The organism is Sulfitobacter sp. HI0027, assembly GCF_001634775.1.
Lineage (GTDB): Bacteria > Pseudomonadota > Alphaproteobacteria > Rhodobacterales > Rhodobacteraceae > Sulfitobacter.
On the sequence record NZ_LWER01000163.1, the window covers coordinates 15,293 to 40,972 of the forward strand.

Sequence of the window (25,680 nt, forward strand, 5' to 3'; positions counted from 1 at the left end):
ATCGGCAGGGCGCGGTGCCAGCGGCGGAGGCTATTTAACGATCACCTCATCGCGAACGAACATATTGGCCCATGCGCGGTCCACCAGATCGGGGTTCATCTGATAGGGAATGCCTTCGAAATCACAGATCGCGATCATCTGGTCGATTAGGAAGTTCGGCTGATAGTTCGCATAGACGTTGTCGATGGTTGGGTACTTCACCTTGAGCAGATGGACCAGCGTCGCCTCGTCCAGCGGCATGCCGCGTTTGCGGGCGACCATGGCAAAGATCTTGAGGAAGTTCTCTTGGTTCGGGCCGTCGATCTTGATCTTGAAGAAGATACGCCGCAGGGCTGCTTGATCAAAAATCTCATTCGGGTGGAAGTTGGTGGAGAAGATCACCAGCGTGTCGAAGGGCACCTCGAATTTTTCACCCGACTGCAGGGCGAGGATGTCTTTGCTTTCCTCAAGCGGCACGATCCAGCGGTTGATGATGCTTTGCGGTGGCTCTTGCTGACGGCCAAGGTCGTCGACGATGAAAATACCGCCCGTGGCCTTGAGTTGCAGCGGGGCCTGATAGGTCCGCGCCGTGGGGTTGTACACCAGATCAAGCATGTCGAGCGTCAGCTCACCGCCGGTGATGACCGTCGGACGTTCACAGCAGACATAGCGGGCGTCATAGCGGGTGATGCGGCGCAGGGAGGTTGGGTCTTGGACCTCCGCCTCGGCGGAAGAATGCACGATCGGATCATAGACGGTGATGACTTGGCCCGCGTATTCAATGGCGCGGGGGACATAGACCTTATCACCAAGCGCGTCGCGGATCCCGTTGGAAATGCTTGATTTTCCGTTTCCCGGCGGGCCGTACATCAGGATCGACCGCCCGGCAGAGACGGCGGGGCCAAGGTGGTCAAGCAGGCTGTCGGGCAGCACCAGATGGCCCATGGCCCCGGTGAGCTGATCGCGGGTGATTTGCAGATTGCGTACGGATTGGCGTTTGACCTGCTCGCGGTAGACCTCAAGCGGGACGGGCATGGCGCCGAAATATTCGGACTGAGCCAGCGCGTCCAGCGCCCGGGCCTTACCAGCATCGGTGAGTTGATAGCCCATTTCATTGCCGCTGGTTGCGCTGAGCGTGCCTGTCGCCTCTAGCAGGCGCTGGCCGCGGGCTTGATCGACCATTTCTTGCGTGACTTGGATCGGCAGGCAGAGCGCTTGGGCCAGATCGCTGACCATTTCTACGTTCTTGCGAAAGATCGTTTTCAGAAGGATGTCGCGCATCATCACGATGGGCAGTTTCATATCCTCCAGCCGCTTGGGGGGCGGCGGGGCAAGCACTGTGCTGGTCGGGGCGTTCATCAACAGGTTCCTTGAAAGGGCAGGCGGCGGCGCTCGGTCAGACTGCAGGGTAAATCCTGAATATGGCGTGAATGTGGACAATCTATCGCGAAGAGGGAGATTGTACCGGCTATGTCCGCGATCAGACCCCGTAGCGCGCCCCTAGAATGAGATAGAGCCCCAGCGTGGTGCCAAGGGCGAGGCCCATGGGGAATTTCTTGGTTTCCTGCCAGCTTTGCCAATCGGGCGCGAGGCGGCGCAGGGGGGTGTATTTCACCCCGCGGTGCGTGGCAGCGGCGGCCAGAAGGGTGGCCATGAAAAGCATCATCAGCAGGCGCAGATCACCCATGGCGATAAAGGGCGCGGCAGCGGCGGCGAATTTGGCGTCTCCGGCCCCCATGACGCCAGCGGCGTTCAGCACGATGCCAATGACCAAGACAATCACGAGGCTTAGCAGGCGCCAGAGGTAGGTCTCAAACGGCAGCAAAAACAGACCCAACACCACGAAGATCGCGATGAGTACCAAGACCGCCTGATTGGTGATGCGCATCTGCTTCATGTCGGTGAAAGCGACGTAGAGGCAGATCGGCAGGACGAAGGGCAGAAACCACAGGGCCGCCGTGGCAGAGATCGCCATGGCTCAGCCGTTTTCCAACGCGCGCAAAGACCGGACGGCGGCTTCGAAGTGCTGGGGATGGGTGTCGATCGCTTCGCGCAGCAGTCCCTTGCCGGTTTCCACATCGCCGCGTTTGATCGCCGACAGGGCCATCGTGTGTAAAAGCTGGGCACGTTCGGACTGCTCCATCGGCATGACGGGCAGGGTGTAATCGCGCTGTGCGGCGCGGGCCATGATGAGGTTGTTCTTGGCGGTGAAAAGCGTGTTGTCCTGACGGATCGCCTCGCCAAAAAGCCTCTCGGCTTCGGGGTAATCGCCACGGGTCAGTTTGGAGTAGCCCCAGTTGTTCATCACGGCGGCAGGGGTCGTGGTCAGGCCAACGGCGATTTCGTAGAAACTGTCGGCGCGGCTCCACTGTTCCTTGCTGTCGGCAACCATGGCTTCGAGCCGGTAGCGGGCGAATGTCTCATGGGTGGGGGGGATGCTGTTGAGGACCGTCTCAGCCCGCGCCCAGTTGCCCGAGCGGATCAGCGCATCGGCCAATTGCACACTGTCTTCGGGCGTGGCGCCCTTCATCTTGGTGACCTTGTCCCATGCGCCCACAGCTTCGGTGGAGCGTTTGGCCCGCACGAGCGATGCGGCAAGCCCGCGCTGGTGGTCGATCCGGTCGGGGCTTTCCTTGACGGACCGCGCAAAGTAACTCACCGCCTCATTGGGGTCGGCCACGGTGAGCATCACGTCGGAGAGGTTGGTTTCATCCACCACATTGACGTCCTTGAAGGCCCGCTCAACGGTGGCGTTCGCATCTTTTTCACCGCAGCCAGCAAGGGCGGTGACGCCTGCCATGCAGACGGCCAGAATGATTGGATGGCGCATTTTGCGTCCTTTTACTGCTCTGCCGGGTCATGGTGTCGGACGGATCAGGTAATCCCCGCTGCCGCGCCGCACCAATTTGTAATTATCTTCATTGACTTCTGTTATAACAGATTTTTCCGTTTTTGCGAGCGCCAAGCGCAGATTGTCCCGGATTGCGTCACTTTCGCCATTATCGAGGGCATAGGCTTTGCGGAAAATCTGCTCGGCCTCGGCGGTCTGGCCGCTTTCCATCAGTACAACGCCAAGGTTGTTCCAGACTTCCGGCTCGGCGGCGTCCTTCTCAACTGCGCGGCGCAGCAGGGTTTCGGCCTGACCCAAACGCCCCAGCCCAAGGTTGGCACTGCCCAAAGCCGAGAGGACTTCCCCCGTCAGCCCGTGATCCAGCGCGGCGCGGTTGAAGGATTTGATGGCCAGTTCATACTGTCCCGCCGCGATAAGCCTGTGGCCCACTTCGATGCCGTCGACAGCCTCTGCGCGCGGGTTCACGCCGGGCGCATAGAGGCTTTCAGGCTTCTGATCCCCGCGCAACGCGGAAAAGCCGCCTGTTGAACAGGCGGCCAGAGCAAGGCCCAAGATCGGCCCGATGAAAACGGCGCGGGCGAGGCTGCGCCGAATTTTCTCCGTCATTAATTCCCCATCTGACCCAATTTCGAGATGCCATGCGCCGAGGGGCCGACCAGAATGATCAACAGCGGCGGTACGGTAAGGCCCATAGTGGCAAGGGTCATCTTGGTTGGCAACTTGTTTGCCGCTTCCTCGGCCCGCATCACACGTTTGTCGCGCATCTCTTCGGCATAGACGCGCAGGGCGTCTGCGATGGATGTACCAAAGGCCGCCGATTGGATCAGCACGGTCACGAAAGAGGAGACATCCTGCACGCCGCAACGCTCGCCCATGTCGTGGAGCACCGACACCTTGTCCTTGCCGGCCTTCATCTCATAGGCGACCATCTCGAACTCTTCGGACAGGGCCCGGTAGGAGGCGCGCAGCTCACGGGCGACGCGGACGATACATTGATCCAGCGATTGCCCCGCCTCGACGCAGACCAGCATCATATCGAGCGCGTCGGGAAAGCCGCGGGTGATTTCTTCTTTGCGGGAATCGACACGGCGTTTGACCCAGTATTTGGGCAGGTAATACCCAATCGCACCGGGGCCGATGGCCCACATCATGGTCTGCTGCGTGGTCATCCCTTCGCCGCCGCCCAAGACATTGGTGTAGATCAGGCCGCCCACCAGCCCGAGCATCCCAAGGGCAAACTGCGCGAAGTAGTAGAGCCGCACCGCATCGCGCGAGCGATAACCCGCCTGACGCAGCATCAATTGTTTGGCGCTGAGTTCGGCCACGTCTTCGGGTTCAAGAAACTTGGCGAATTTCTGCAACTGCGCGTTCTGGTCGGACTGGCGCAGCTTCTCGCGCGCGTTATCGCCCGTGGGGGCCGTGCTGGTGCGTTTGAGCTTGGTCAGCGGGTCTTCGGGCTGGCGCAGCATCAGCACAAGCGTGATCGCCACCAAGGTGACGCCCAAAGTACCGACGATGATGATCAGGCCCATCGGCCCCAAGGCTTGGTTGATCTGATCGTTAAGCTGATTGAGAAATTCCATCATCGGCCTCTCAGACTTTGATATTGGTAAGGATGCGCATCACGAACAGGTTCAGCACAAGGAAGATGCCCACAAGGAAACAGGCAGGAATGAAGTAGGGGTGATCGCGCACTTCGTCGTAGTAATGCGGATCGCCAAGGTTGATCACCACCAGCGCGGCCAGCGGGAAGCCTGAGAGGAACTTGCCCGACCATTTCGCCTCGGCCGTGATGGCTTTGACACGGCGGAATAGACGGAAGCGGGCGCGGATCACCTTGGCCAGACCGGCGAGGATCTCGGCCAGGTTGCCGCCCGATTGTTGTTGGATGGTCACGGCCACGGCGAGGAAGCGCAAATCCTGCATGTCGAGCCGTTCGGCCATATCCTTGAGCGCCTCGCCCAGATCACGGCCATAGGCGGCTTCATCCGCGATCACCCCGAATTCGGAGGCGAGCGGGTCTTGGATTTCCTTCGACACGATCGAGATCGCGTTGGAGAACGGGTGGCCCACCCGCAGGCTGCGCACCATCAGTTCCACTGCATCGGGAAGCTGCTCTTCGATCATCGCCATGCGTTTGCCCGCTTTATGGGACACCCAAAAGAACACCGCGCCGACGCCCATGCCGACGGACATCATGGCCCGCACCGGCACCGATGTATCGGTGCCGATGGTCAGCCCCAGAAAGGCCAAGACGGCCAAACCGGCCATAATCATCAAAAGTTGCTGCGGCGTGAAGGCAATCGCGGCCTTCTGCGCACGTTCTGACAGCAGAGAATAGAGTGGGATCGACTTGGCATTCATATGCTGCTGCATTTCCTTGCGCAGCTTGTCGAGCACCTCTTCGCGGCGGGCCCCTTTCTCCAGCATCTCCAGCCGGCGGTTCACGCGGCTGTTGAGGCTGATGGATTTGCCGAATGCGACAAGGTACAGCCCTTCGACCAGCACCAGGACGCCGATGAAGATCAGACCATAGATGATTGGTTCGGCACTCATTGCATCAATCCTTACTGGGCCGACACGGGTTCATAGATGGAGGCGGGCAGGTCATAGCCCCACATGCGGAACCGCTCGGAGAAGTGGCTGCGCACGCCGGTGGCAGTGAAATGGCCGATGATCTTGTTCTCGGGCGTCAGGCCCACGCGCTGGAACCGGAAAATCTCCTGCATCGAGATCACCTCGCCTTCCATGCCTGTGATCTCGGTGATCGAGGTCATCCGGCGCGAGCCATCTTGCAAGCGGCTGGCCTGCACGATCAGGTTCACAGCCGAGGAAATCTGGCTGCGCATGGCTTTGAGCGGCATTTCGATCCCGGCCATGGCGATCATGTTTTCCAAACGGCTGACGCCATCGCGGGCCGAGTTGGCGTGGATCGTGGTCATGGAGCCGTCGTGCCCGGTGTTCATCGCCTGTAGCATGTCGATCACCTCCTCGCCGCGCGTCTCGCCAACGATGATCCGGTCCGGACGCATCCGAAGGGCGTTCTTCAGACAGTCGCGGGGAGAGACTTCGCCCTTGCCTTCAACGTTGGGCGGGCGGCTTTCCATCCGGCCCACATGGGTCTGCTGGAGTTGGAGTTCGGCGGTGTCTTCGATGGTCAGGATGCGTTCGTCGTTGGCAATGAACGACGACAGCGCGTTGAGCGTGGTGGTTTTACCCGAACCCGTACCGCCCGAAACGATGATGTTCAGGCGTGTCGCCACGGCGGCCTGCAAATAGGCGGCCATCTCTTCCGAGAAGGCCCCGAAATTCACCAGATCGTCGATGCCCAGCTTGTCTTTCTTGAACTTACGAATGGACACCAAGGAGCCGTCCACCGCGACGGGGGGCACCATGGCGTTGAAACGCGAGCCGTCTTTCAGGCGCGCGTCGACGTAGGGGTTGCTCTCATCCACGCGCCGACCCACTGCCGAAACGATCTTGTCGATGATCCGCAGCAGGTGCTTTTCATCCTTGAACGTCACGTCGGTCAACTGCAGCTTGCCGTCCCGCTCGACGAAAATCTGCTGCGGGCCGTTCACCAGAATATCGTTGACACTGTCATCTTTCAGCAGCGTCTCTAGGGGGCCAAGGCCGGTCACCTCATCATAGAGTTCGGAGTTCAGCGTCATGCGGTCTTCGCGGTTGAGCACGATGCTCTTTTCCGAGAGAACCTCGACGGCGATGTCGTTGATTTCCTGTCGCAAATCGGCCTCAGAGGCATGCTCCAGCGCGGCGAGGTTGAGGTTGTCCAACAGGGCGCGGTGCAGTTCGAGCTTGATCTCACTCATCCGCTGCTTGCGCTTGACCTCGCGATCCTCAGGTGATGCGGCGGCGGGTTTGACCGCCCGGCGCATCGACACCGGTTTGGCCGCCTCGACAGGGGCGGCAGTCGCGGTGGCCGGGGCCGCGGGGGCAGGCTCGACCTTTTTGACAGGCTTGGCCTCTCGGACCGGAGCAGCGGCTTTCGCGGTCGCGGAGGCTGGCTTTTTGTATTTAGAGAACATCGGTACGCTCTTTCGCTAGGGGCTTAGGCCGCTTTGGCCTGCTCGCCCTTGAGATCGTGGATGGAGCTTGCCAGCTTGGCGATTTCGCGCCGCAGGGGGCTTTTCGGGGCTGAGTTGGCCAGCGGCAGCCCGTGGTCATTGGCCTGCGTCACCGCTTTGCCGCCATCGGGCAGCTGCACGTCGATTGAGATGCTGAGCGATTCGGCCATCCGCTTGACCCGGCTCTTGGCGCTGAGATCGGTGAATTTGGGCGCGCGGTTCATCACATAGCGCAGCTTTTCAAAGGGCAGTTCCTCGGATTGCAGCGCCCGTTTGAAACGCAGGGCGTTCTGGGCCGAGCGCATGTCGAGTTCCAGCATCGCAAAGTAGACATGCGCGCTGGTCAGCACGGTCTCGGACCACTGCACCAGCGTCGAAGGCATGTCGACGATCACATAGTCGAACTGGTTGCGGGCCATGTTGAGAATGCGGTCGATGTCTTCGTTGGTGACGATATCGAGCGGCAGCATCTCCGCCGGGGCGGTCAGCACATGCAGCTTGTCCTCGAAGGTTTGCAACGCTTGGCCAAAGATTTCCTCGTCCATGGATTCCGTGTCGGACATCATCTCATAGACGGCTTCGCGCCGTTGCAGATCAAGGAAGGTCGCGACAGAGCCGTATTGCAGGTCGAAATCCAGCAGGCAGACCGAGGGCGGATTTTTCTTGTCCGCATTGGCCAGCTCCCACGCAAGGTTCACGGCAAGGGTCGTGGCCCCGGTGCCACCAGCCAGCCCGTGCACCACGATCAGGGCGCCATCCTTTTGCGCGCCGGCCTTCAGTTGCGGGGCGCTGGCCTCGGCTGCGGGGGCAGGGGGCGCGTTCTCTCCGGCGCGGACGCGGGCGATGGCCTGGGCCAACTCGCCTTCGGGCAGCGGATAGGGGACGAATTCATCCGCACCCTGACGCAGCAGCGAATGCAGCGCGGCAGGGGTCATGTCTTCGGCAATCAGAATCACCCGGATGTCGCGGGCCTTGGCCTGCGTGATGATCTCAGTCATCAGAACAAGGTTGTCTTCGTCGGTCTCATCCATGGCGAGGGCGACAAATTCCATCGCCTCAGCCTCGGGCTGGCCAAAGAACGCCAGCGCTTCGGCGAATCCTAGATCACCCCAGCTTTCGCCCAGAGTGGCCTCCATGTCTTCGATCAAGAGGTCGAAGTTCTGTACATCACGGCTGATTGTGCAGGCAACGATCGGCGCTGCTTCGGGTTGGGGCATAGTGCTGCTCATGACCTTTTGTCCTTTACATCAACGGTTTGGCCGGAGGGCGGCAATATTCTGTCGCCGCGATCGCTCTGACCTCTGCCTCATGCGCGGCCCTTGAGCCGGGCACATTTATCCTTCTGTATCGAATATCACCCCCAACTGGGGCGAGATTGGGGCCAAAAAGCCTCTATTGTTGGGTATCTTGAAACGATCTGCTCATTCACGCCCGATTGACCATGGACGGGCTGGGACGAAAAACCCCCGCGGCCCGAAGGTGCGGGGGGATATTCTTTTGTCGAAAGAAGGGCTTGCCCTACTCTCCGCCACCACCTGCGACGGTGGCACTGGCGCTCAGTTGCGAGGGTGGCACGGCGCTGGCCACATACTCGCGGTAGATGATCTGCGCATATTTGCCATCCAGCAACATCGGGTGGCCGTGCACAAAGCCGCTGACCTCGGTCACGGTGCGGCGATTGCGGCGCTCGCGGCCTTGGGTCACGATCAGGGGCTGCGTTTCGCCAAAGGAAACAACGGCTTCCAATCGGCTGGGGCTGATTCCCAAGGTCGAGAGATAGCGCACCACAGCCTGCGCGCGGCGCAGCCCGAGGGCGCGGTTATAGGTCTGCGAGCCGACCAGATCGGTGTGGCCATAGACGCGGAAGCGCATCTCGGGGAATTGGCGAATCCAACCGGCCTGCTGGCGCAGGATCGCCTGCGCATTGGCGTCCAACCGGTCGGAGTTAAAGGCGAAAGTCACGGTAGAGCGGACTTCGCTGGCAAAGCGATTCGCCAGATCAAAGGTTACACGCTTTTCGCCTGTCATGACCTGCCGGTTGTGCAGCGTGGCATTACCGAACTGGCCCGTGTCCACGATCGACCCTGCCTCGCGGTAGAACTGTGTATAGACCGGATCATTGCTGGGAGAGCAGGCGGTGAGCCCGGCGAGGGCCGCGGTGCCAGCGATCAACGTGATATGTCTGTGTGTCATCGGATCAATCCAGTACATAACCGTAGGAGCCGCGGAAGTCCTGTTTGGCGACCTCGCCCGCAGCACCCCGGCTCGGGGTGCGCGTGCCGTCCGCCGTGCGCCCGTGCAGGAACAGGTCTTTTTCAGAGGGTGGCTTGATGCGGTCCGTGGGCAGGGCCAGCGCTTCGCCGCGGGTCGGGGTGACCAGATGGGCGGTGACGATGATGACCAGTTCTGTCTGGCTGCGCTGGTAATCCGCCGAACGGAACAGCGCGCCCAGCACCGGCACATCGCCGATCCACGGCAGTTGCCGCGTGCTGTCGGTGAAATCGTCGGTCAGAAGGCCCGCGATGGCAAAGCTTTCACCGTCGCGCATTTCGACCGTGGTCGATGTTTCGCGGCGGGTGAAGGCGGAAATCTCAATGCCGTTGCCCAAAGCGATGCTGTTGCTGGCATCAATGGCGGACACGGCGGCGTTCATTTCAAGGTTGATGATATCCTTGTCCACGACGCGCGGGATAAAGGCGAGCTCTACGCCGAAGGGTTTGAACTCCACGGCGATGGTGTCACCGGTCTGGGCCACGGGGACGGGGTATTCACCCCCGGCGAGGAACTTGGCCTCTTGCCCCGAAAGCGCCACGAGGTTCGGCTCGGCCAAGAACCGCACGACGCCTTTTTCTTCCAGTGCCTCCAACAGGATGCCCACTTGGGTCGAGCCTGCGTTGAAGCCGAAAAGCACCGCGCCTGCGTTTTGGTTCGACCCAGGGATCGAGCCGCCAAGCGAGGTTGCGACCCCGCCCGAAGTATTCGTGCTGCCGGTGCCCGCACTGAAATCGGACCCGCCATTGATGGCCAGCGAAGAGCCGAGCGATTTCGACACGTTGCGCTGCATCTCTGCAAAGCGGACCTTCATCATGACCTGCTGAATGCCGCCGACGCTCATCAGATTGCTGACCCGCTCGGGCGCATAGCGTTCGGCCAGATCAAGCGCGCGTTGTAGCCGCTGCGTCGACGAAACGATGCCCGACAGCACGATGCCGTCATTGGCGGTGCGCACTTCGATCCTCTCACCCGGTAGGATTTGGCGCAGACGTTCTTTGAATTCAGACACATCCGCTGCGACGCGGACATCAACATTGGTAATCAACTGCCCCCCGGCGTCGAGCAGCGTTAGCGTGGTCAGACCCGGAGATTTGCCCAGCACATAGATCGTGCGGTCAGACAAAGACGAGATATCCGCGATGCCGGGGTTGGCAATGCTAAGCTCCGCGAATGGGATGTCGCTTTCCACCACCACAGCGCGGTTCATCGGAACGTCGAGGCTGGAATTGGTGCCGCGTTTTACGACGCGCAGCGTGTCGGCGCCAGCTGAACTGGGCAGGGTCAATGCCATCGGCATCGCGCCCAGTGCCAGCCCCAGCAGGGCCGCTTTTAGAAATCTATCGATTTTCATGTGACCTGCCTTTTTGATCACGCCTCGGGATGGGTCTTTTCGCCCTCGTTTGGCAGCACTCTGCGGCAATTCAAATTTTATTGCAAGAATCAAGCTCTTCAGGGGTGCTGTGCATGTGGGCTATTCGCAACATAACAGAAAAATGGATAAGACGCCGCAGGGGGACTGCGGCGTCTTTTTTAGCTTAGCAAGAGGTTGTTATCGGATCAATTTGTGCAGGGGATCGGCAGTTCGACCACCTCGGCCCCGCGGCGGGTGCGGATCGTGCAAACCTTTTCTTTGGCGACCTCTGCGATGGTTTCCTGCGCTTCGATGCCCAGAAGCGAGCGTTGGTCGACTTCGATGGCCTCGGCTACGGTGTCGTCATTCGTGCCGACCAGAGCAAGGGACAGACGGCCAGTTGATTGCGCTTGGGCAAGGGCGGCGACCTGTTGAGGGTTCACGGCCACGGTCACGGTCTTGGCGATCGAGGCTTCGCCCATCACCAACGCATCTGCGCTTTGGTCGATGGCGATCAGCTGCACGGCCGATTCGATCAGTTTGGTTACATCGCCGTTGCTGGATTGGTTGCCCACGTTCACGCGGCCTGTCCAATAGACATCCACCCGGTCGCCGGGACGCAGGAAGCCCGACACGCCGCTGGAAACGTCGACTTTAAGAGCAAAGGCACGCATGCCGCGTGCCAGACGCGAGGTCAGACCGGAATCTTCGCCCGGTTCGGTCACCTTCACGGCCATGATCGCTTCATCTTTCTCGATGTTGCGCAGCACGATGCGTTGATCTTTGGTGTTTTCCGGAAACAGCACGGTTTCCTCAAAGAATGTGCCCTCGGGGATGGCATTCTCGGGCCATTTGACGGCGCGCACATCTTCGCGGGTGAGGGGCTGACCGTATTTCAGGGGCTTGTCGGCCACCCAAACGGTTTTGGTTGGCACCACTTGCGCCAGCGCAGCTTGGGCCTGCGCGTTCGCGGTTTGATACTGTGAAATCCGGTCTTTCGCCAGATAAACGGCCCCGCCGGCAAGCGCTATGCCCACCAAAAGAACCAATCCGAATACGGCTCGCATGTCGTCACCTCTTTGCTATGGAAGCGAGTCTCGGCCCGCTTTGATCACCTCGGCAGAATAGCCGCCGAATATGGCGAGATTTGGTCGCCACGGCGGCGATGCGATGAAGCTTGCCGTGGTGCGTTTTTGCGGCGCCGTTGTCTTAAGCGGTCAGCTGGACCCGGATGTATTCGACAAGCCCGTCAAGGCTGTCTGAAAATACGCTCAGCACCAAGATCGCCAGACCCACCAGCGCGGCGGTCAGGACAACCCAATCAACGCTGACGGCGCCGTTTTGGTCACAGAAGAATTTCTTGAAATGGCTGCGCATACGTACCCTATGAATAGATGTGCTTTACCTTGGCATTGAAAAAGGACCGCGCCCCAAGAGGGAGGCGGTCCTAAATCTTCGTAGAACCTATCGGTTTCGCTCGGGCGTAGACTTAGGTGCCGGGATCAGCGGGTGTCCGCGTTGCCGAAACGTCACCGATGGCGTCGCCAATCTCGGTGGTCAGAGCGGCAGTGTTGTCACCAATCGTGTTGAAAGCAACAACAGCCAAACCAACGATCGCAGCGGTCAGAACGACCCAGTCAACTGTCACGGCACCGTCTTCGTCTTTGCGGAAGTTTTTGATAAAGTTCATCATGTCATGTCCCTCCAAGGATCACTGAGTAAAAGGTTTTAACCTCGCCGTCCGGTTTGCCTCGTTCTCTCATTGAGGCTGTCCGACTTGGTATGACCCTATATAGCCGTCAGATTGGGGCGCGAATTTGGCAGCAACTGCGCCTTTTTCAGACCGTTCTCATTTTTCTTGCAGAAACTTATTAACCCTCTGTTTAGTCTATGTTTATTTGTTATACCGCAGCTTCCTGCTGCGCTTTCCCGTCGTCTGAGAGGGTAATTGCGGCGAAATCGCCATGATCCCCGCCTCAAACGCTGGCCCGATTCCACGATTCGTGAGATATTGCCGAACAAAGGCGCGTCAGACGCAAGGTAGAGCAGGCATGTATCGTATATTGGCAGTCTCGCTGGTCACGGCCCTTATGGGCCCCGCCGTTGTGGCAGAGGGCCCGAAACCTTTTCCTGAGTTTTCCGCCAAACGGGTCGGCCCGCCCAAGACGGGGGCCAAACGCATCACCGTTCAAATTGACCCGGCCGCACGCGCAGCTGCCGCGGCAAAGGTCGACACAGGCCCCGCCGTGGCCGCCACGCCAAGCGGCGCGATTGCGCCTTTGAATGCGGGGCAGTTCGATTGGTTCTGGGATAAGGTCTCTCCCGCAGCAGACCGCGGCGGGGCGGGGCGGTTGGCGCCTGCGATGGCGGCGCTTTCAACGGGTAAGGTGCCCGCGCCGCGCCTGCAGCACCTGCAAGATATCGCGCGCAGCAATGGGGTGGACATCCTGCGCGCCACGGTCGGCACGAATGTCTCTCCGGCGCTCGTGCTGGCGGTGATCAGCGTGGAATCGGCGGGACGTACCGATGCGGTAAGCCGGGCCGGGGCGGCTGGACTGATGCAATTGATGCCCGATACCGCTGCCCGCTTTGGCGTAGGCGACAGTATGGTCGCAGCCGAGAATATCTCAGGCGGGGTCAAATACCTTAATTGGCTGATGGGGGAGTTCGACCGCGATCCGATTCTCGTACTGGCGGGCTATAATGCGGGGGAGGGGTCGGTACGCAAACATGCGGGCGTGCCGCCTTTTGCTGAGACGCGCGACTATGTGCCCAAGGTGCTGGCCGCTTTTCAAGTCGCGCAGGGGCTTTGCCTGACACCGCCGGAACTGATCAGCGATGGCTGCGTCTTTGCCGCGATGAACTGATCGCGAAAGCTGTGCCCCCGGCGGATGCCGCCGAGGGGGGCCGCCGGGGCGGTTGTTAAACGATGGTCGCTTGGGTCGCGGCGCGCAGCTCGTCCTCGGTCACGCCATCGGCGCATTCAACGATCTTCAGACCGCCTTCGACCACGTCGAGCACGCCAAGGTTCGTGATGATCCGGTCAACCACGCCCTTGCCGGTCAGCGGCAGGGTGCATTCCTTCAGCACCTTCGACTCACCCGCTTTGTTCTGGTGGTCCATCACCACGATGACCCGTTTGACGCCGGCGACAAGGTCCATCGCGCCGCCCATGCCTTTGACTAGTTTGCCGGGGATCATCCAGTTCGCCAGATCGCCGTTCTCGGCCACTTCCATGGCACCGAGGATCGCCGCCGCGATCTTGCCGCCGCGGATCATGCCAAAGGACATGGCGCTGTCGAAATAGGCGGTGCGGCTGAGCTCGGTGATGGTCTGTTTCCCAGCGTTGATAAGGTCGGGGTCTTCTTCGCCCTCAAAAGGGAAAGGGCCCATGCCCAGCATGCCATTTTCCGACTGCAGGGTGATGTCCTTGTCGCCAACGTAGTTCGCCACCAGCGTCGGAATCCCGATGCCGAGGTTCACATACATGCCGTCTTCGAGTTCCTCTGCGGCCCGCGCCGCCATCTGATCTCTATCCCAAGGCATTATGCTTCCTCCCGCTTGCGTGTCGTGACCTTTTCGATGCGCTTTTCGTGATCGCCTTGGATGATGCGATGCACGTAGATGCCCGGCAGGTGGATTTTATCGGGGTCGAGGCTGCCACGCGGGACGATCTCTTCGACCTCGACGATGCAGACCTTACCGCACATCGCGGCAGGCGGGTTGAAGTTGCGCGCGGTCTTGCGGAAGACAAGGTTGCCGGTGTCGTCGGCTTTCCACGCTTTCACGATCGACAGATCGGCAAAGATGCCCTCTTCGAGGATGTAATCCTCGCCCCGGAATTGTTTGACCTCTTTGCCCTCGGCGATCTGGGTGCCGACGCCGGTCTTGGTATAGAAACCCGGGATGCCCGCACCGCCCGCGCGCATGCGTTCGGCCAAAGTGCCTTGGGGATTGAACTCCAACTCCAACTCACCGGAGAGGTACTGGCGCATGAACTCGGCGTTCTCGCCCACGTAGGAGGAGATCATCTTTTTCACCTGCCGCGATTGCAGCAGAATGCCGATGCCGAAATCATCGACGCCCGCGTTGTTCGACGCAAAGGTGAGGTCTTTGGCCCCGTTTTCCTTTATCGCCTGCAGCAGCAATTCCGGAATGCCACAAAGGCCAAAGCCCCCCGCGGCGATCAGCATGCCATCCGACAGAACGCCTTCCAGCGCTTCGGCGGCGGATCCATAGATTTTGTTCACGGGCGACCTCCCTCTGGTTTCGTTGCGCCATATGTGACCCTGCGTCGTCGCAGTGTCAATTACGTGGTGCTACGCAGCGAGGCCGCCCAGAAGGGTCAGATGATACGCACTTGCGTGCCGACGGGGCACATGCCGAAAAGCTCTTCGATCTTCTCGTTATAGAGACCGATGCAGCCGTCCGAGGAGCGGCGTCCGATCTTGCGCGTGTCATGGGTGCCGTGGATGATATAGGCAGGCCAGCTGAGATACATCGCATGGGTGCCAAGCGGGTTATCGGGGCCGGGCGGCATGTATTTGTAGTGCGGGAAGCGTTCCATCATCGACGCGGTCGGGGTCCAATCGGGGCCCTCTTTCTTGCGCACGATTTCGGTGTAGCCGCGTTTGGTCAGCTCTTCGGTGGCGGGCACGGAGGTCGGGTAGACCTTGTAGGTCTGGCCGTCGGCGCTCCAATAATGCAGGGCGCGGCTGATGGTGTCGGCCACGATCGCGCCTTTGCCAAGACTGTCAAAGTGGTCCTGCCAACGCTGCGTGGCAAAGCTCGACGCATTGCGCGAAACAGGGGCTTCGTTGGAAAACTCGCGGGCCGCTTGGCCGAATTCCTGCGCGCGCAGGATTTGCGGGGTCATTAGCGCCGCACCGCTCGCGGCGATCACGCCACGCCGGGTGAATTTAATGCCTGACATCAATCTGCCTTTCATATTGGTCTTGCCGGCTCCCTGATCGGAAAATCGAAGGGAGATGGCAAATCACATATTCATGATGTTGGATGTAAACGCCGCCCACAGGCGGAACCGCGCCGATCCCCGGCGCGGCCGCTGTGGTCTGGCGGCGTAATTACGCGCTGTCGGCCTTTTTCGCCGCCGGCTTCTTCGCGGCGGGTTTCTTGGCCGGAGCCTTTTTGGCGGGCGCTTTCTTGGCTGCCGCCTTCTTTGCCGCGGGTTTTTTGGCCGCGGCTTTCTTGGCCGGTGCCTTCTTGGTCGCCGCCTTGCGTTTGGCGGGGGACTTGGCGAGCTTCTCTTCGATCAACTCGACCGCGCGTTCCATGGTCAGGTCGCCCGGCTCGATCTCTTTCGGGATCGTCGCGTTGACCTTTTCCCACTTCACGTAAGGCCCGTATTTGCCTTCCATGACATTGACCGCGCCGCCCATATCCGGGTGCTCGCCCATCTCGCGGATCGGTTTTGCGGCCTTGCCACGGCCACCACGGCTGGCAACCTTCTCGGCCAAAAGCTGCACCGCGCGGTTCATGCCGACGGTCCAAACCTCATCGATGCCCTCAAGGTTGGCATTGGTGCCGCCCCGGTCCGAGGTGCTTTCGGCGTGTTTGATGTAAGGCCCGTAGCGGCCGATATTGGCCCAGACCATGACGCCATCCTCGGGGTGGGGGCCGATTTCACGCGGGAGCGACAGCAGCATCACGCCCTGTTCCAGCGTCAGATCCTCGGGCACCCAATCCTTGGGGATCGACTGGCGCGGCGGTTTTTTGTTTTCCTCAGTCACCGGCCCGCGCTGGACGTAAGGCCCGAAACGGCCCTTGAAGACACGGATTTCGTCGCCCTGATCTTCGCCCAGCAGCTTCCCGTCGGGAGGGATGGCGCTGGCTTCGGCCTCCGGATCGGGCGGGCCAAAGGGGCGTGTGTAACGGCATTCGGGGTAGTTCGAGCAGCCGATAAAGGCGCCGCCCGAACGGGCCGTGCGCATCGACAGGCGGCCAATTTCGCAATTGGGGCAAAGCCGGGGGTCGCCACCGTCTTCGGTCGGCGGGAAAAGATGGGGCTCGAGCACCTCATTGATCTTTTCCAAGACCTCGGTGATGCGCAACTCGGATGTTTCTGCAATCGCCGCCGAGAAATCACGCCAGAAGCGACGCAGCACTTCCTTATAGGCGGCATCGCCCGCGCTGACCTTATCAAGCTGGTCTTCGAGATCGGCGGTGAAATCATAGCCGATGTAGCGGCGGAAGTAATTTTCGAGAAATGCGGTGACCAGCCGGCCCTTATCCTCGGGGATCAGACGGTTGCCATCCTTGCGAACATATTCGCGGTCCTGAATCGTGGTGACGATGCTGGCATAGGTCGAGGGGCGGCCGATGCCGAGCTCTTCCATGCGTTTAACCAGCGTGGCTTCGGTATAGCGCGGCGGCGGCTGGGTGAAATGCTGCTCCGGGGTGACGGCGCGTTTGTCCATCGCGTCGCCTTGGCTGATCTGTGGCAGACGCTTGTCGTCCTCATCGACCACATCATCACGGCCTTCTTCATAGACCCGCAAGAACCCGTCGAACAGCACGACCTGACCATTGGCGCGCAGGCCAACCTGACCGTCATCGCTGCCGACCTCAACCGTGGTGCGCTCCAGCCGGGCGCTTTCCATCTGGCAGGCCAGCGTGCGTTTCCAAATCAGGTCATAAAGCTTCGCCTGATCGGCATCGAGCTTCAGTGTCTTCGCGTCTTTGGTCATATCCGTGGGGCGGATACATTCGTGCGCTTCCTGAGCGTTTTTCGCTTTGTTTTTATAGATACGCGGCTCTTTCGGCACGTAATCCGCGCCGAAACGGTCAGCGATCGCATCACGCGCCATGCTCACCGCTTCGGGCGCCATGTCGATGCCGTCGGTCCGCATGTAGGTGATGTGCCCGGCCTCATAAAGGCGCTGCGCGGTCGACATGGTCTGGCGCGCGCCCATGGAGAATTTGCGGCTGGCTTCCTGCTGCAGGGTCGAGGTCATGAAAGGGGCCGAGGGGTTGCGGCTGGCCGGTTTCGCCTCGACGTTCATCACTTTCAGCGCGCGGCTGGTGATCGCCTGCACGGCCATCTCGGCCTGCGTGGCGTCGGCCAGATCGAAGCGATCCAGCTTTTTGCCTGCAAGCGAAACAAGGCGTGTCTCAAACTCTTGGCCGCGCGGCGTAGAGAGCAGAGCTTTTACCGACCAGTATTCACGGGCGCGGAAAGCCTCGATCTCCATCTCGCGCTCGACGATCAGGCGCAGGGTGACCGATTGCACACGTCCGGCGGATTTCGCGCCGGGCAGTTTGCGCCAAAGCACGGGAGAGAGGTTGAACCCCACCAGATAGTCCAGCGCGCGGCGGGCGAGATAGGCCTCGACCAGCGGCATGTCGACCTGACGCGGGTTCTGCATCGCCTCGGTCACGGCCTTTTTGGTGATCTGGTTAAAGACGACGCGGCTGACGGGCGTGTCTTTCTTGATCGACTTGCGCTTGGTCAGCGCCTCTTGCAGGTGCCAGCTGATCGCCTCGCCTTCGCGGTCGGGGTCAGTCGCGAGGATCAGTGCGTTGTCTTTGGCCAGCGCGTCGGCGATGGCTTTGACGTGTTTCTTGCTGTCGGAGGCGACTTCCCATTTCATGTCGAAATCGGCGTCGGTGTCGACCGATCCGTCCTTTGGCGGCAAGTCCCGGACGTGGCCGTAAGAGGCGAGAACGGTGTAATCGTCGCCCAGATATTTGTTGATCGTTTTGGCCTTGGCTGGGGATTCGACAACGACGACGGGCATAAATACAGGCACCTTAGATCAAAAATGAGGGCGGCTTTGCGCTGTCTCATGTGGGATGGCGGGGGTGTTTGTCAATGCGGCTGCTGCGGATGAGGGGTTTGGCGCGCAGCGGTTTGGCAGGGCGGATGGGCCGTATTGCCGCCAATGACGGGCGGCTTTCGGCGGCGCCTTGGCCGGGGCTGTGCCTCGCGGAGGCGCCACGGCGCAGCTATGGTTTGAGCGGGCCGAAATGTGCGACGCCGTCAGGCGGAACGGCTTAGCAACCCGCCCGGCTGACGCTGAATTTCCCCCTCCATCTCAAGATCAAGCAGGGCAGGGGCCACGTCACTGCTGGGCACTTGCAGATCGCGGATCAACTGATCCTCTGCGACTGGGGCGGGGCCGAGGCGGGCGAGGATCTGCGCGTGGAGCTTTGCGACGGGGCCGCGGTTTGGCGGAGGCGTTTTTGCCCGAAGTGGGGGCGGCGCGGGCTTGCGTCGGGGTAATTCGGGCCCCTGCGTGGCCAACTCCGGCAAAACCTCCAGCACGTCAGCGGCGGAGCGGACCAGCACTGCGCCATCGCGGATCAGCATGTTGCAGCCCGCCGCGCGCGCGTCCATCGGGTGCCCGGGCACCGCCAGCACGTCGCGCCCCTGATCCAATGCATCGCGTGCGGTGATCAAGCTGCCCGAGCGGGCCGCTGCCTCAACCACCACGGTTGCCCGGCTCAGGCCAGAGATGATGCGGTTGCGGCGTGGGAAATGCCGCGCCATCGGTTGCAGACCTATTGGTTGCTCTGACAGGCGCAGCCCCTGCGCCGCGATCTGTTCAGCCAGTTCTGCATTCTCGCTTGGGTATATAATGTCGACCCCGCCCGCCTGCACGGCGATGGTGCCATGGGCAAGCGCGGCGGAATGGGCAGCGGCGTCGATGCCCCGCGCAAGGCCGGAGACGACGACAAACCCAGCCTCCCCAAGCTCCGCCGCGAGGGTGCGTGCCATGCGAAGCCCAAGCGAGGAGGCATTCCGCGCACCGACCAATGAAATCATAGGCCGGGTGAGGAGGGATGGGTCACCGATCATCCACAAAAAGGGCGGGGCATCGTCGAGATCATTCAATAGGTCGGGGTAGGGCGCCTGTCCCTGAACCAGCAGCCGCGCCCCGGCGGTGCGGGCGGCATTGAGTTCGGCCTGAACAACCCCTTCGGGGCAAATGCGATAGTCCGAAATGCCTGCGGCCTGCGCCACTTCGGGCAAGGCGATCAGCGCATTGATCGCAGAGCCATGTTCATCCAGCAGACGCCGGTAGGTTGAAATGCCCACCCTGCGTGAGCGCAACAGACGAAGCCGGGCAAACTGTTCATCTTCCTGGGTGGGTGGGAGTGGGGGGTGAGTGGAAGAAGGATGTAGGTCCTTGTCAGTCATCCCGAAGCTCCGTCCGTTGCAGAATCAGGTATAGGATTTAGTGCTTAACAACCTATGAATTTTCTCCAACCCATTCGATTCAACTCAGACGTGTCGTCAGGTCGCGGCCCCGCCCACGGTCAGCCCGCCGATCATCAGGGTCGGCTGGCCCACGCCCACCGGCACCCATTGGCCCTGCTTGCCGCAGTTGCCCATTCCGGGGTCCAGCGTCGGGTCATTGCCAATGGCGCGGATCTGCTGCAGCGCCGTGGCCCCGTCGCCGATCAGCGTGGCCCCTTTGACCGGCGCGCCGATCTTGCCGTTTTGCACGCGGTAGGCCTCGGTGCAGGAAAATACGAACTTGCCGTTGGTGATATCGACCTGACCGCCGCCAAATCCGATGGCATAAATCCCATCTTTGAGGTCGGCCACGATGTCCTCCGGTGCCGCATCGCCGCCTAGCATATAGGTGTTGGTCATGCGCGGCATCGGGATATGCGCATAGGATTGCCGCCGTCCGTTCCCGGTAGAGGCTCCGCCCATCAGCCGCCCGTTCTGACGGTCCTGCATATAGCCCACCAGCACGCCGTCCTCAATCAACACATTGCGCGCCGAGGGGGTGCCTTCGTCATCGACCGAGATCGAGCCGCGTCGGTCGGGGATCGTGCCATCGTCCAGCACGGTCACGCCCTTTGCGGCGATCTGCTGGCCCATCAGCCCGGCAAAGGCGCTGGAGCCCTTGCGGTTGAAATCGCCCTCAAGCCCGTGTCCGATGGCTTCGTGCAGCAGGATGCCGGGCCAGCCGGGGCCAAGCACCACGTCCATCACGCCCGCCGGGGCAGGGACGGCCTCTAGGTTCACGCAGGCGATGCGCAGGGCTTCGCGGACCTTGGCCTGCCAGTCGTCGGGCGCGAGCATGCCATCAAGCCCAATCCGCCCGCCGCCGCCGACACCTCCGCTCTCGCGGCGGCCATCCTGCTCGACAATGACCGAGACATTGACCCGTGTCATGGGGCGCACGTCGCGCACCGAATGCCCCTCGGGGCGGAGGATCTCGACCTCTTGAATGCTGGCCGCGATCGTGGCGCTCACCTGTACCACGCGGGAATCGAGGCTACGGGCATAGGCGTCGATCTCGCGCAGGGTATCGACCTTGACCGGAAAGGCATGGCCCGCGATCGGGTCTTCGTCCGTATAGAGCCGCGTATTGCTGGCCTGCGGAGCATCGGCCCATGTGCCGCCGCCATCGCCCACCGCCAGCCGCGCCGTTTCTGCCGCGCGGCGCAGGGCGGCTTCGCTCAGTTCGGTCGAATGGGCATAGCCTGCCACTTCGCCGCGCACGGCGCGCAGGCCAAAGCCCTCGGCGGCATCGTAGCTGGCGGTTTTGAGACGTCCGTCATCGAACACCAGTGCCTCGGAGCGGCGCCGTTCGAGGAACAATTCCCCGTCATCGGCACCGGCCACGGCCTCGCGCAGCACGCTCAGAGCGGTTTCTCGGTCCAGATCGGCCTCGAAGGGGGTGAAATGCGCGCGGCTCATTGGGGGTATCCTTGCTTGCTGTCACAAAACTGTCTCGCGCGGCTCTATGACGCAAGCATGTGACTTTATCTTGTAGGCAGAATATGATTGTAAGCACCCAGGATTACAACGGCACCGGATCGCAGCAGCGGTTTGGGGTGCCTTATCGGCTTCTTAATGGTCACAAGATCAGGACGACATATGAAACATCTACTCCCCCTTTCCGGTCTTTTGACCAGCCTTGCCGCCCTGCCTGCATTGGCACAGGACAGCCTGCGCATTGACGGGCTTGATGTCATCGGCAGACCTGTTGACGGCGAGACAGGCTTTCAACCCGCTGTGACGCGGTTGGCGCAGGATATTCACGATCTGGATTACCTGATTCTCGTGATCATCACGCTGATCACCATTTTCGTGACCGGTCTGATCATCTGGGTCATGATCCGTTACAACAAAAAGCGGAACCCGAACCCCTCGTCCTTCACGCACCACACCCCGATTGAGATCGCTTGGACGATCCTGCCGATTCTCGTCCTTGTGCTGATCGGTGCCTATTCGCTGCCGATCCTGTTCCGCCAGCAGGAAATCCCCGAAGCGGACATCACCATCAAGGCGATCGGCAACCAGTGGTACTGGACCTATGAATATGTCGACGAAGAGATTGCCTTTGACAGCTATATGATCGGTGCCCCAGCCACGCTGGGTGACGGCGACGAAGATGTGACCCCCTTCGTGTTGAACGACGCGATGGTCGCCAAGCTCGAAGACGAAGGCTATGCCCGCGAAGACTTCCTGCTGGCCACCGACACATCGGTGGTGATCCCCGTGGGCAAGACCATTGTCGTGCAGGTCACGGCAAGCGACGTGATCCACTCTTGGACCATTCCCGCCTTCGGCGTGAAACAGGATGGCGTGCCGGGCCGTTTGGCGGAACTGTGGTTCACCGCCGAACAGGAAGGCGTCTACTTCGGTCAGTGTTCCGAGCTTTGCGGGCAGGCCCACGCCTATATGCCGATCACCGTCAAAGTCGTCTCGGAAGAGGCCTATGCGGAATGGCTTGGCAACGCCAAGGCGGAATATGCGGGCATCGAACAGCCGCTGACCGTCGCCTCTAAGTAAGCCAGTGCCACGGGGCAGGGCGCAGGCCCGTGCCCCGTGTTTACCCTTGGAGGGTTCGGGATGACTGACATCACCAATACGCCAACACGTGAATACGACGCGCAGCTGGGGGATTACTTCGCCCTGCTGAAACCGCGCGTCATGTCGCTTGTCGTCTTCACGGCCTTCGTGGGGCTGTTGGCCGCGCCGGTCTCGGTCAATCCCGTCATCGGCTTTTGCGCAATCTTGTTCATCGCCATCGGCGGCGGCGCCTCGGGCGCGCTCAACATGTGGTGGGATGCCGATATCGACGCGGTGATGCGCCGCACGCGCGGGCGTCCCATCCCCTCGGGCCGGGTCCAACCCGGAGAGGCGTTGACCCTCGGCGTGGCGCTGTCGGGTCTGTCGGTGATGATGCTGGGCCTGGCGACCAACCTTCTGGCGGGGGGGATGTTGCTCTTTACCATCCTGTTCTACGCCGTGTTCTACACCATGTGGCTCAAGCGTTTGACGCCGCAGAACATTGTCATCGGCGGTGCCGCCGGGGCCTTCCCACCGGTGATCGGCTGGGTCGCCGCCACGGGCAGCTTCTCGGTCGAGGCTTGGCTGATGTTCGCGCTAATCTTCATGTGGACCCCGCCGCATTTCTGGGCGCTGGCGCTCTTCATGCGCTCTGACTATGACGATGCCAAAGTGCCGATGCTGACCGTGACCCACGGCCGCCCGGCGACGCGGCTGCATATCCTCGTCTACACGGTTCTGCTGGCCGCACTGGCCATTGGCACAGCCTTCACCGCCATCGGTGGGATCTTCTACTTCGCCGTGGCGCTGGTCTTGAACGCCGCCTTCCTGCTGGGCGCTTACCGCATCTGGAAGCGGAACGAGGTCATAGCCGAGGGTGACGATTATGCCGAAGAGCGCAAGTTCTTCCGTCTGTCGCTGGCCTATCTCTTTTTGCACTTCGGGGCGATTCTGGGCGAAGCCGCCCTGCGCACCTTTGGATTGGGGGGCTGGGCATGAGCTTTCGTCCTGAGCATGAACTGCACAAACGCCGCCGTGGCCGCAATATCGGCGTGGGCCTGATGCTGGGTGCCTTCGTGGTGCTGATCATGGCGTTAACCTACGTCAAGATCACGCAAACGGATTTTGAATTGCCAGCCAATCAGCGTGAGGTGACCCAATAATGGCGCTTTCCGGTCCTCAGAAAACAGTAATGCAAACCGTGAGTGTCGTGGTGCTGATGGGCGGTTTGGCTTGGGCATCTGTCCCTTTCTACGATTGGTTCTGCCGCGTGACAGGCTTCGGCGGGACGCCAGGGCAGGTATCGGCAGGCAGCGCGGATGTGCTGGACCAGACCGTCAAGGTCCGCTTTGACGGCTCGCTCAACGACGGCATGCCTTGGGAGTTCAAACCCGTGGTGCGTGAAATGGAAGTGCGGATCGGCGAGACCGGGCTGGCCTTCTATGAAGCCTACAACCCCACCGACCATGCGGTCGCAGGGCAGGCCAGCTACAACGTGACCCCCTATACCGCCGGGCCGTTTTTCGAAAAGATCGACTGCTTTTGCTTTACCGAACAGGTGCTGGCACCGGGTGAGCGCGTGCAGATGCCGGTAAGCTTCTTCGTCGATCCGGAAATGGTCGAAGACCGCGATGGGAAGTTTGTACATACCATCACTCTGTCCTATACATTCTACGAAATTGACCTGCCCGAGGGCTATGCCGCCCTCGATCAGGACAGCGCCACAACAACGAATTAACGACCTGATTAAACAAAGGTGAGGGACCCGCAACCATGGCCCATGCAAAGAACCACGACTACCATATTCTCCCCCCCTCGACCTGGCCGCTTTTGGGGTCGGTAGGCGGATTTGCCATGCTGGCGGGCGCCGTCCTGTGGATGCACGGAATGACGCCCTTCGTCTTCTTGGGCGGGCTGGTCGCCACACTTTACGTCATGTTCGCATGGTGGTCCGAAGTGGTCTCTGAAAGCGAAGTGGGCGATCACACCGGTGTGGTGCGGATCGGCCTGCGCTATGGCTTCATCCTGTTCATCATGTCCGAAGTCATGTTCTTCGTCGCGTGGTTCTGGTCCTTCTTCAAACAGGCCCTTTACCCGATGTATGAGTATGTCGGCTCAGAGTACGTCCAGCCCGAAATCCACGCGGTTGACGCCTTTCACCTGCCGCTGATCAACACGCTGGTGCTGCTGCTGTCGGGCTGTGCCGTGACATGGGCCCACCACGCGCTGGCGCATGAGAACAACCGCAGGGACCTGATCTCGGGCCTGACCATCGCCGTGATCCTCGGCGTGCTCTTCACCGCGTTGCAGGCTTACGAATACTACGAACTGCTGGTCCATGACGATTGGACCTTCGGCGGCGATATGTATTTCTCCAGCTTCTTCATGGCGACCGGCTTCCACGGCTTCCACGTTGTGATCGGCACGATCTTCCTCTTCGTCTGCCTGCTGCGCGCCATGCGCGGCCACTTCACCCCCGAACGCCACGTCGGCTTCGAGGCGGCGGCGTGGTACTGGCACTTCGTTGACGTGGTCTGGCTGTTCCTCTTCTTTGCCGTCTACATGTGGGGCCAGCCCTAAACATAAGGCGGGGTTGCATCCGCGCCCCACACCCGTAAAACCCAAACGCGCGAAGCCCTCTTCGCGCGTTTGTCGTTTCAGCCAGAGAGATTCGAATGCGGCGCAGCCTGTTCTTCATCATCGTCGGCCTTGGCGGGGCAGCCATCCTCGTTGCACTCGGGGTCTGGCAGGTGCAGCGACTGGCATGGAAAGAGGCGATCATCGCCGATATCAACGCCCGGATCACCGCCGCTCCGGTGGCCTTGCCCCGCGATCCTGACCCACAAGCCGACGCCTATCTGCCCGTCACGGTCAGCGGAGAGATCGGGGCCGAGGCGCTGCATGTGCTGGTCAGCCAGAAGCAGAAAGGCGCAGGCTACCGTGTCATCGCGCCCATGACCTTGGAGGATGGCCGCCGCATCCTCGTCGACCTCGGCTTTACCGCCACAGCGAACAAAGACGCCATCGCCCCCGCGGGCAGCGCCACCCTGACCGGCAACTTGCAATGGCCCCAAGAGGTCGACAGTTTCACGCCCGAAGCCGACACCGAAAGCAACATCTGGTTCGCCCGGGATGTGGAGGTCATGGCTGACACGCTTAACACCGAGCCGCTCCTCGTCGTGGTCCGCGATGGCAGCGGGCCGGACCCCAAGATCACGCCGCTGCCCGTGGATACCACCCGTATCCCCAACGATCACTTGCAATATGCGATCACCTGGTTTTCCCTCGCCGCCATCTGGCTGGCGATGACCGTTCTTTTCCTGCGCCGCCGCCGCGCCCCTGCAACGCCGAAAGTCGACTGACC

General features: G+C 61.0%; 26 protein-coding genes. 7 read left to right on the top strand and 19 right to left on the bottom strand.

Annotation, left to right across the window (positions count from 1 at the left end):
* Nucleotides 1–30: 30 nt before the first annotated feature.
* From A3722_RS10120 to A3722_RS10175, 13 genes are all read right to left on the bottom strand, one after another.
* A complete protein-coding gene (locus tag A3722_RS10120) occupies nt 31–1,338 on the bottom strand; it encodes an ATP-binding protein (protein WP_067621960.1) in 1,308 nt (435 codons plus the stop codon).
* Nucleotides 1,339–1,459: 121 nt separating this feature from the next.
* Nucleotides 1,460–1,954 (bottom strand): prepilin peptidase, encoded by a 495-nt coding sequence (locus tag A3722_RS10125; protein WP_067621963.1) that lies wholly within the window; start codon nt 1,952–1,954, stop codon nt 1,460–1,462.
* Between the two features lie 3 nt (nt 1,955–1,957).
* A complete protein-coding gene (locus A3722_RS10130; protein WP_067621966.1) occupies nt 1,958–2,809 on the bottom strand; it encodes a tetratricopeptide repeat protein in 852 nt (283 codons plus the stop codon).
* 27 nt (nt 2,810–2,836) lie between these two features.
* Entirely contained in the window at nt 2,837–3,436 is a 600-nt protein-coding gene (locus A3722_RS10135; RefSeq protein ID WP_201722006.1) for a tetratricopeptide repeat protein, read from the bottom strand.
* Nucleotides 3,436–4,413, bottom strand: a complete 978-nt coding sequence (locus tag A3722_RS10140) for a type II secretion system F family protein (RefSeq protein WP_201722007.1) — start codon at nt 4,411–4,413, stop codon at nt 3,436–3,438. Before A3722_RS10140 ends, A3722_RS10135 begins: the two co-directional genes overlap by 1 nt.
* Nucleotides 4,414–4,423: 10 nt before the next feature.
* Nucleotides 4,424–5,386: a type II secretion system F family protein gene (locus A3722_RS10145; protein ID WP_067621969.1), complete on the bottom strand. Its 963-nt coding sequence runs from the start codon at nt 5,384–5,386 to the stop codon at nt 4,424–4,426.
* Nucleotides 5,387–5,397: 11 nt separating this feature from the next.
* The gene (locus tag A3722_RS10150; protein ID WP_067621972.1) at nt 5,398–6,876 is read right to left on the bottom strand and encodes a CpaF family protein; all 1,479 of its coding nucleotides are present in this window, start codon (nt 6,874–6,876) and stop codon (nt 5,398–5,400) included.
* Between the two features lie 23 nt (nt 6,877–6,899).
* On the bottom strand, nt 6,900–8,144 hold the full coding sequence (locus tag A3722_RS10155; RefSeq protein ID WP_067621975.1) for an AAA family ATPase: 1,245 nt from the start codon (nt 8,142–8,144) through the stop codon (nt 6,900–6,902).
* 289 nt (nt 8,145–8,433) lie between these two features.
* Complete coding sequence (locus A3722_RS10160; RefSeq protein ID WP_236627384.1) at nt 8,434–9,108, bottom strand: OmpA family protein; 675 nt, start codon at nt 9,106–9,108, stop codon at nt 8,434–8,436.
* A gap of 4 nt (nt 9,109–9,112) precedes the next feature.
* Nucleotides 9,113–10,540, bottom strand: coding sequence for a type II and III secretion system protein family protein (locus tag A3722_RS10165; RefSeq protein WP_067621980.1), 1,428 nt, complete (start codon nt 10,538–10,540; stop codon nt 9,113–9,115).
* 206 nt (nt 10,541–10,746) lie between these two features.
* A complete protein-coding gene (gene cpaB, locus A3722_RS10170) occupies nt 10,747–11,607 on the bottom strand; it encodes a Flp pilus assembly protein CpaB (RefSeq protein WP_067621983.1) in 861 nt (286 codons plus the stop codon).
* 142 nt (nt 11,608–11,749) lie between these two features.
* Nucleotides 11,750–11,917, bottom strand: a complete 168-nt coding sequence (locus tag A3722_RS24555; RefSeq protein ID WP_201722008.1) for a hypothetical protein — start codon at nt 11,915–11,917, stop codon at nt 11,750–11,752.
* Nucleotides 11,918–12,029: 112 nt separating this feature from the next.
* Entirely contained in the window at nt 12,030–12,233 is a 204-nt protein-coding gene (locus A3722_RS10175) for a Flp family type IVb pilin (protein ID WP_067621986.1), read from the bottom strand.
* A gap of 358 nt (nt 12,234–12,591) precedes the next feature.
* Between A3722_RS10175 and A3722_RS10180 the strand changes: the two genes are divergently transcribed.
* Nucleotides 12,592–13,407, top strand: coding sequence for a lytic transglycosylase domain-containing protein (locus A3722_RS10180; protein ID WP_201722009.1), 816 nt, complete (start codon nt 12,592–12,594; stop codon nt 13,405–13,407).
* A 55-nt stretch (nt 13,408–13,462) separates the two neighbouring features.
* Here A3722_RS10180 and A3722_RS10185 read toward each other — a convergent pair whose 3' ends face one another.
* The 6 genes from A3722_RS10185 to tldD form a co-directional block, all read right to left on the bottom strand.
* The gene (locus A3722_RS10185) at nt 13,463–14,086 is read right to left on the bottom strand and encodes a CoA transferase subunit B (protein ID WP_067621991.1); all 624 of its coding nucleotides are present in this window, start codon (nt 14,084–14,086) and stop codon (nt 13,463–13,465) included.
* On the bottom strand, nt 14,086–14,790 hold the full coding sequence (locus tag A3722_RS10190; protein ID WP_067621994.1) for a CoA transferase subunit A: 705 nt from the start codon (nt 14,788–14,790) through the stop codon (nt 14,086–14,088). Before A3722_RS10190 ends, A3722_RS10185 begins: the two co-directional genes overlap by 1 nt.
* Before the next feature lie 95 nt (nt 14,791–14,885).
* Complete coding sequence (locus A3722_RS10195; RefSeq protein WP_067622006.1) at nt 14,886–15,473, bottom strand: L,D-transpeptidase; 588 nt, start codon at nt 15,471–15,473, stop codon at nt 14,886–14,888.
* Between the two features lie 151 nt (nt 15,474–15,624).
* Complete coding sequence (topA, locus tag A3722_RS10200) at nt 15,625–18,297, bottom strand: type I DNA topoisomerase (protein ID WP_067916106.1); 2,673 nt, start codon at nt 18,295–18,297, stop codon at nt 15,625–15,627.
* Nucleotides 18,298–18,539: 242 nt separating this feature from the next.
* Nucleotides 18,540–19,700 carry a DNA-processing protein DprA gene (dprA, locus tag A3722_RS10205; RefSeq protein WP_067916108.1) on the bottom strand — a complete coding sequence of 387 codons (1,161 nt, stop codon included), beginning with the start codon at nt 19,698–19,700 and terminating at the stop codon, nt 18,540–18,542.
* 96 nt (nt 19,701–19,796) lie between these two features.
* The gene (gene tldD, locus A3722_RS10210) at nt 19,797–21,218 is read right to left on the bottom strand and encodes a metalloprotease TldD (protein ID WP_067621914.1); all 1,422 of its coding nucleotides are present in this window, start codon (nt 21,216–21,218) and stop codon (nt 19,797–19,799) included.
* A 180-nt stretch (nt 21,219–21,398) separates the two neighbouring features.
* On the opposite strand from tldD, the gene coxB reads away from it, so the two are divergent.
* The 6 genes from coxB to A3722_RS10240 all read left to right on the top strand — a co-directional run bounded on the left by coxB (nt 21,399) and on the right by A3722_RS10240 (nt 25,678).
* A complete protein-coding gene (gene coxB, locus A3722_RS10215; protein WP_067621911.1) occupies nt 21,399–22,316 on the top strand; it encodes a cytochrome c oxidase subunit II in 918 nt (305 codons plus the stop codon).
* Between the two features lie 60 nt (nt 22,317–22,376).
* Nucleotides 22,377–23,315, top strand: coding sequence for a heme o synthase (gene cyoE, locus A3722_RS10220; RefSeq protein ID WP_067621908.1), 939 nt, complete (start codon nt 22,377–22,379; stop codon nt 23,313–23,315).
* Complete coding sequence (locus A3722_RS10225) at nt 23,312–23,479, top strand: cytochrome C oxidase assembly protein (RefSeq protein WP_067621905.1); 168 nt, start codon at nt 23,312–23,314, stop codon at nt 23,477–23,479. The genes cyoE and A3722_RS10225 overlap by 4 nt, the downstream gene beginning before the upstream one ends.
* Nucleotides 23,479–24,054 carry a cytochrome c oxidase assembly protein gene (locus A3722_RS10230; RefSeq protein WP_067621902.1) on the top strand — a complete coding sequence of 192 codons (576 nt, stop codon included), beginning with the start codon at nt 23,479–23,481 and terminating at the stop codon, nt 24,052–24,054. Before A3722_RS10225 ends, A3722_RS10230 begins: the two co-directional genes overlap by 1 nt.
* A gap of 35 nt (nt 24,055–24,089) precedes the next feature.
* On the top strand, nt 24,090–24,896 hold the full coding sequence (locus tag A3722_RS10235) for a cytochrome c oxidase subunit 3 (protein WP_067621899.1): 807 nt from the start codon (nt 24,090–24,092) through the stop codon (nt 24,894–24,896).
* Nucleotides 24,897–24,991: 95 nt separating this feature from the next.
* Complete coding sequence (locus A3722_RS10240) at nt 24,992–25,678, top strand: SURF1 family protein (RefSeq protein WP_067621896.1); 687 nt, start codon at nt 24,992–24,994, stop codon at nt 25,676–25,678.
* Nucleotides 25,679–25,680 lie beyond the last annotated feature (2 nt).

What these genes read in the sequence shown, in the direction of transcription:
- A3722_RS10155 (WP_067621975.1), bottom strand. Translation starts at nt 8,144, where the DNA reads ATGAGCAGCACTATGCCCCAACCCGAAGCAGCGCCGATCGTTGCCTGC.
- A3722_RS10225 (WP_067621905.1), top strand. Translation starts at nt 23,312, where the DNA reads ATGAGCTTTCGTCCTGAGCATGAACTGCACAAACGCCGCCGTGGCCGC.
- cpaB (WP_067621983.1), bottom strand. Translation starts at nt 11,607, where the DNA reads ATGCGAGCCGTATTCGGATTGGTTCTTTTGGTGGGCATAGCGCTTGCC.
- A3722_RS10130 (WP_067621966.1), bottom strand. Translation starts at nt 2,809, where the DNA reads ATGCGCCATCCAATCATTCTGGCCGTCTGCATGGCAGGCGTCACCGCC.
- A3722_RS10195 (WP_067622006.1), bottom strand. Translation starts at nt 15,473, where the DNA reads ATGTCAGGCATTAAATTCACCCGGCGTGGCGTGATCGCCGCGAGCGGT.
- A3722_RS10240 (WP_067621896.1), top strand. Translation starts at nt 24,992, where the DNA reads ATGCGGCGCAGCCTGTTCTTCATCATCGTCGGCCTTGGCGGGGCAGCC.
- A3722_RS10160 (WP_236627384.1), bottom strand. Translation starts at nt 9,108, where the DNA reads ATGACACACAGACATATCACGTTGATCGCTGGCACCGCGGCCCTCGCC.
- A3722_RS10135 (WP_201722006.1), bottom strand. Translation starts at nt 3,436, where the DNA reads ATGACGGAGAAAATTCGGCGCAGCCTCGCCCGCGCCGTTTTCATCGGG.
- coxB (WP_067621911.1), top strand. Translation starts at nt 21,399, where the DNA reads ATGAAACATCTACTCCCCCTTTCCGGTCTTTTGACCAGCCTTGCCGCC.
- A3722_RS10140 (WP_201722007.1), bottom strand. Translation starts at nt 4,413, where the DNA reads ATGGAATTTCTCAATCAGCTTAACGATCAGATCAACCAAGCCTTGGGG.
- topA (WP_067916106.1), bottom strand. Translation starts at nt 18,297, where the DNA reads ATGCCCGTCGTCGTTGTCGAATCCCCAGCCAAGGCCAAAACGATCAAC.
- A3722_RS10175 (WP_067621986.1), bottom strand. Translation starts at nt 12,233, where the DNA reads ATGATGAACTTTATCAAAAACTTCCGCAAAGACGAAGACGGTGCCGTG.
- A3722_RS10180 (WP_201722009.1), top strand. Translation starts at nt 12,592, where the DNA reads ATGTATCGTATATTGGCAGTCTCGCTGGTCACGGCCCTTATGGGCCCC.
- A3722_RS10150 (WP_067621972.1), bottom strand. Translation starts at nt 6,876, where the DNA reads ATGTTCTCTAAATACAAAAAGCCAGCCTCCGCGACCGCGAAAGCCGCT.
- cyoE (WP_067621908.1), top strand. Translation starts at nt 22,377, where the DNA reads ATGACTGACATCACCAATACGCCAACACGTGAATACGACGCGCAGCTG.
- tldD (WP_067621914.1), bottom strand. Translation starts at nt 21,218, where the DNA reads ATGAGCCGCGCGCATTTCACCCCCTTCGAGGCCGATCTGGACCGAGAA.
- A3722_RS10235 (WP_067621899.1), top strand. Translation starts at nt 24,090, where the DNA reads ATGGCCCATGCAAAGAACCACGACTACCATATTCTCCCCCCCTCGACC.
- A3722_RS24555 (WP_201722008.1), bottom strand. Translation starts at nt 11,917, where the DNA reads ATGCGCAGCCATTTCAAGAAATTCTTCTGTGACCAAAACGGCGCCGTC.
- A3722_RS10165 (WP_067621980.1), bottom strand. Translation starts at nt 10,540, where the DNA reads ATGAAAATCGATAGATTTCTAAAAGCGGCCCTGCTGGGGCTGGCACTG.
- A3722_RS10230 (WP_067621902.1), top strand. Translation starts at nt 23,479, where the DNA reads ATGGCGCTTTCCGGTCCTCAGAAAACAGTAATGCAAACCGTGAGTGTC.
- A3722_RS10185 (WP_067621991.1), bottom strand. Translation starts at nt 14,086, where the DNA reads ATGCCTTGGGATAGAGATCAGATGGCGGCGCGGGCCGCAGAGGAACTC.
- A3722_RS10145 (WP_067621969.1), bottom strand. Translation starts at nt 5,386, where the DNA reads ATGAGTGCCGAACCAATCATCTATGGTCTGATCTTCATCGGCGTCCTG.
- A3722_RS10120 (WP_067621960.1), bottom strand. Translation starts at nt 1,338, where the DNA reads ATGAACGCCCCGACCAGCACAGTGCTTGCCCCGCCGCCCCCCAAGCGG.
- dprA (WP_067916108.1), bottom strand. Translation starts at nt 19,700, where the DNA reads ATGACTGACAAGGACCTACATCCTTCTTCCACTCACCCCCCACTCCCA.
- A3722_RS10125 (WP_067621963.1), bottom strand. Translation starts at nt 1,954, where the DNA reads ATGGCGATCTCTGCCACGGCGGCCCTGTGGTTTCTGCCCTTCGTCCTG.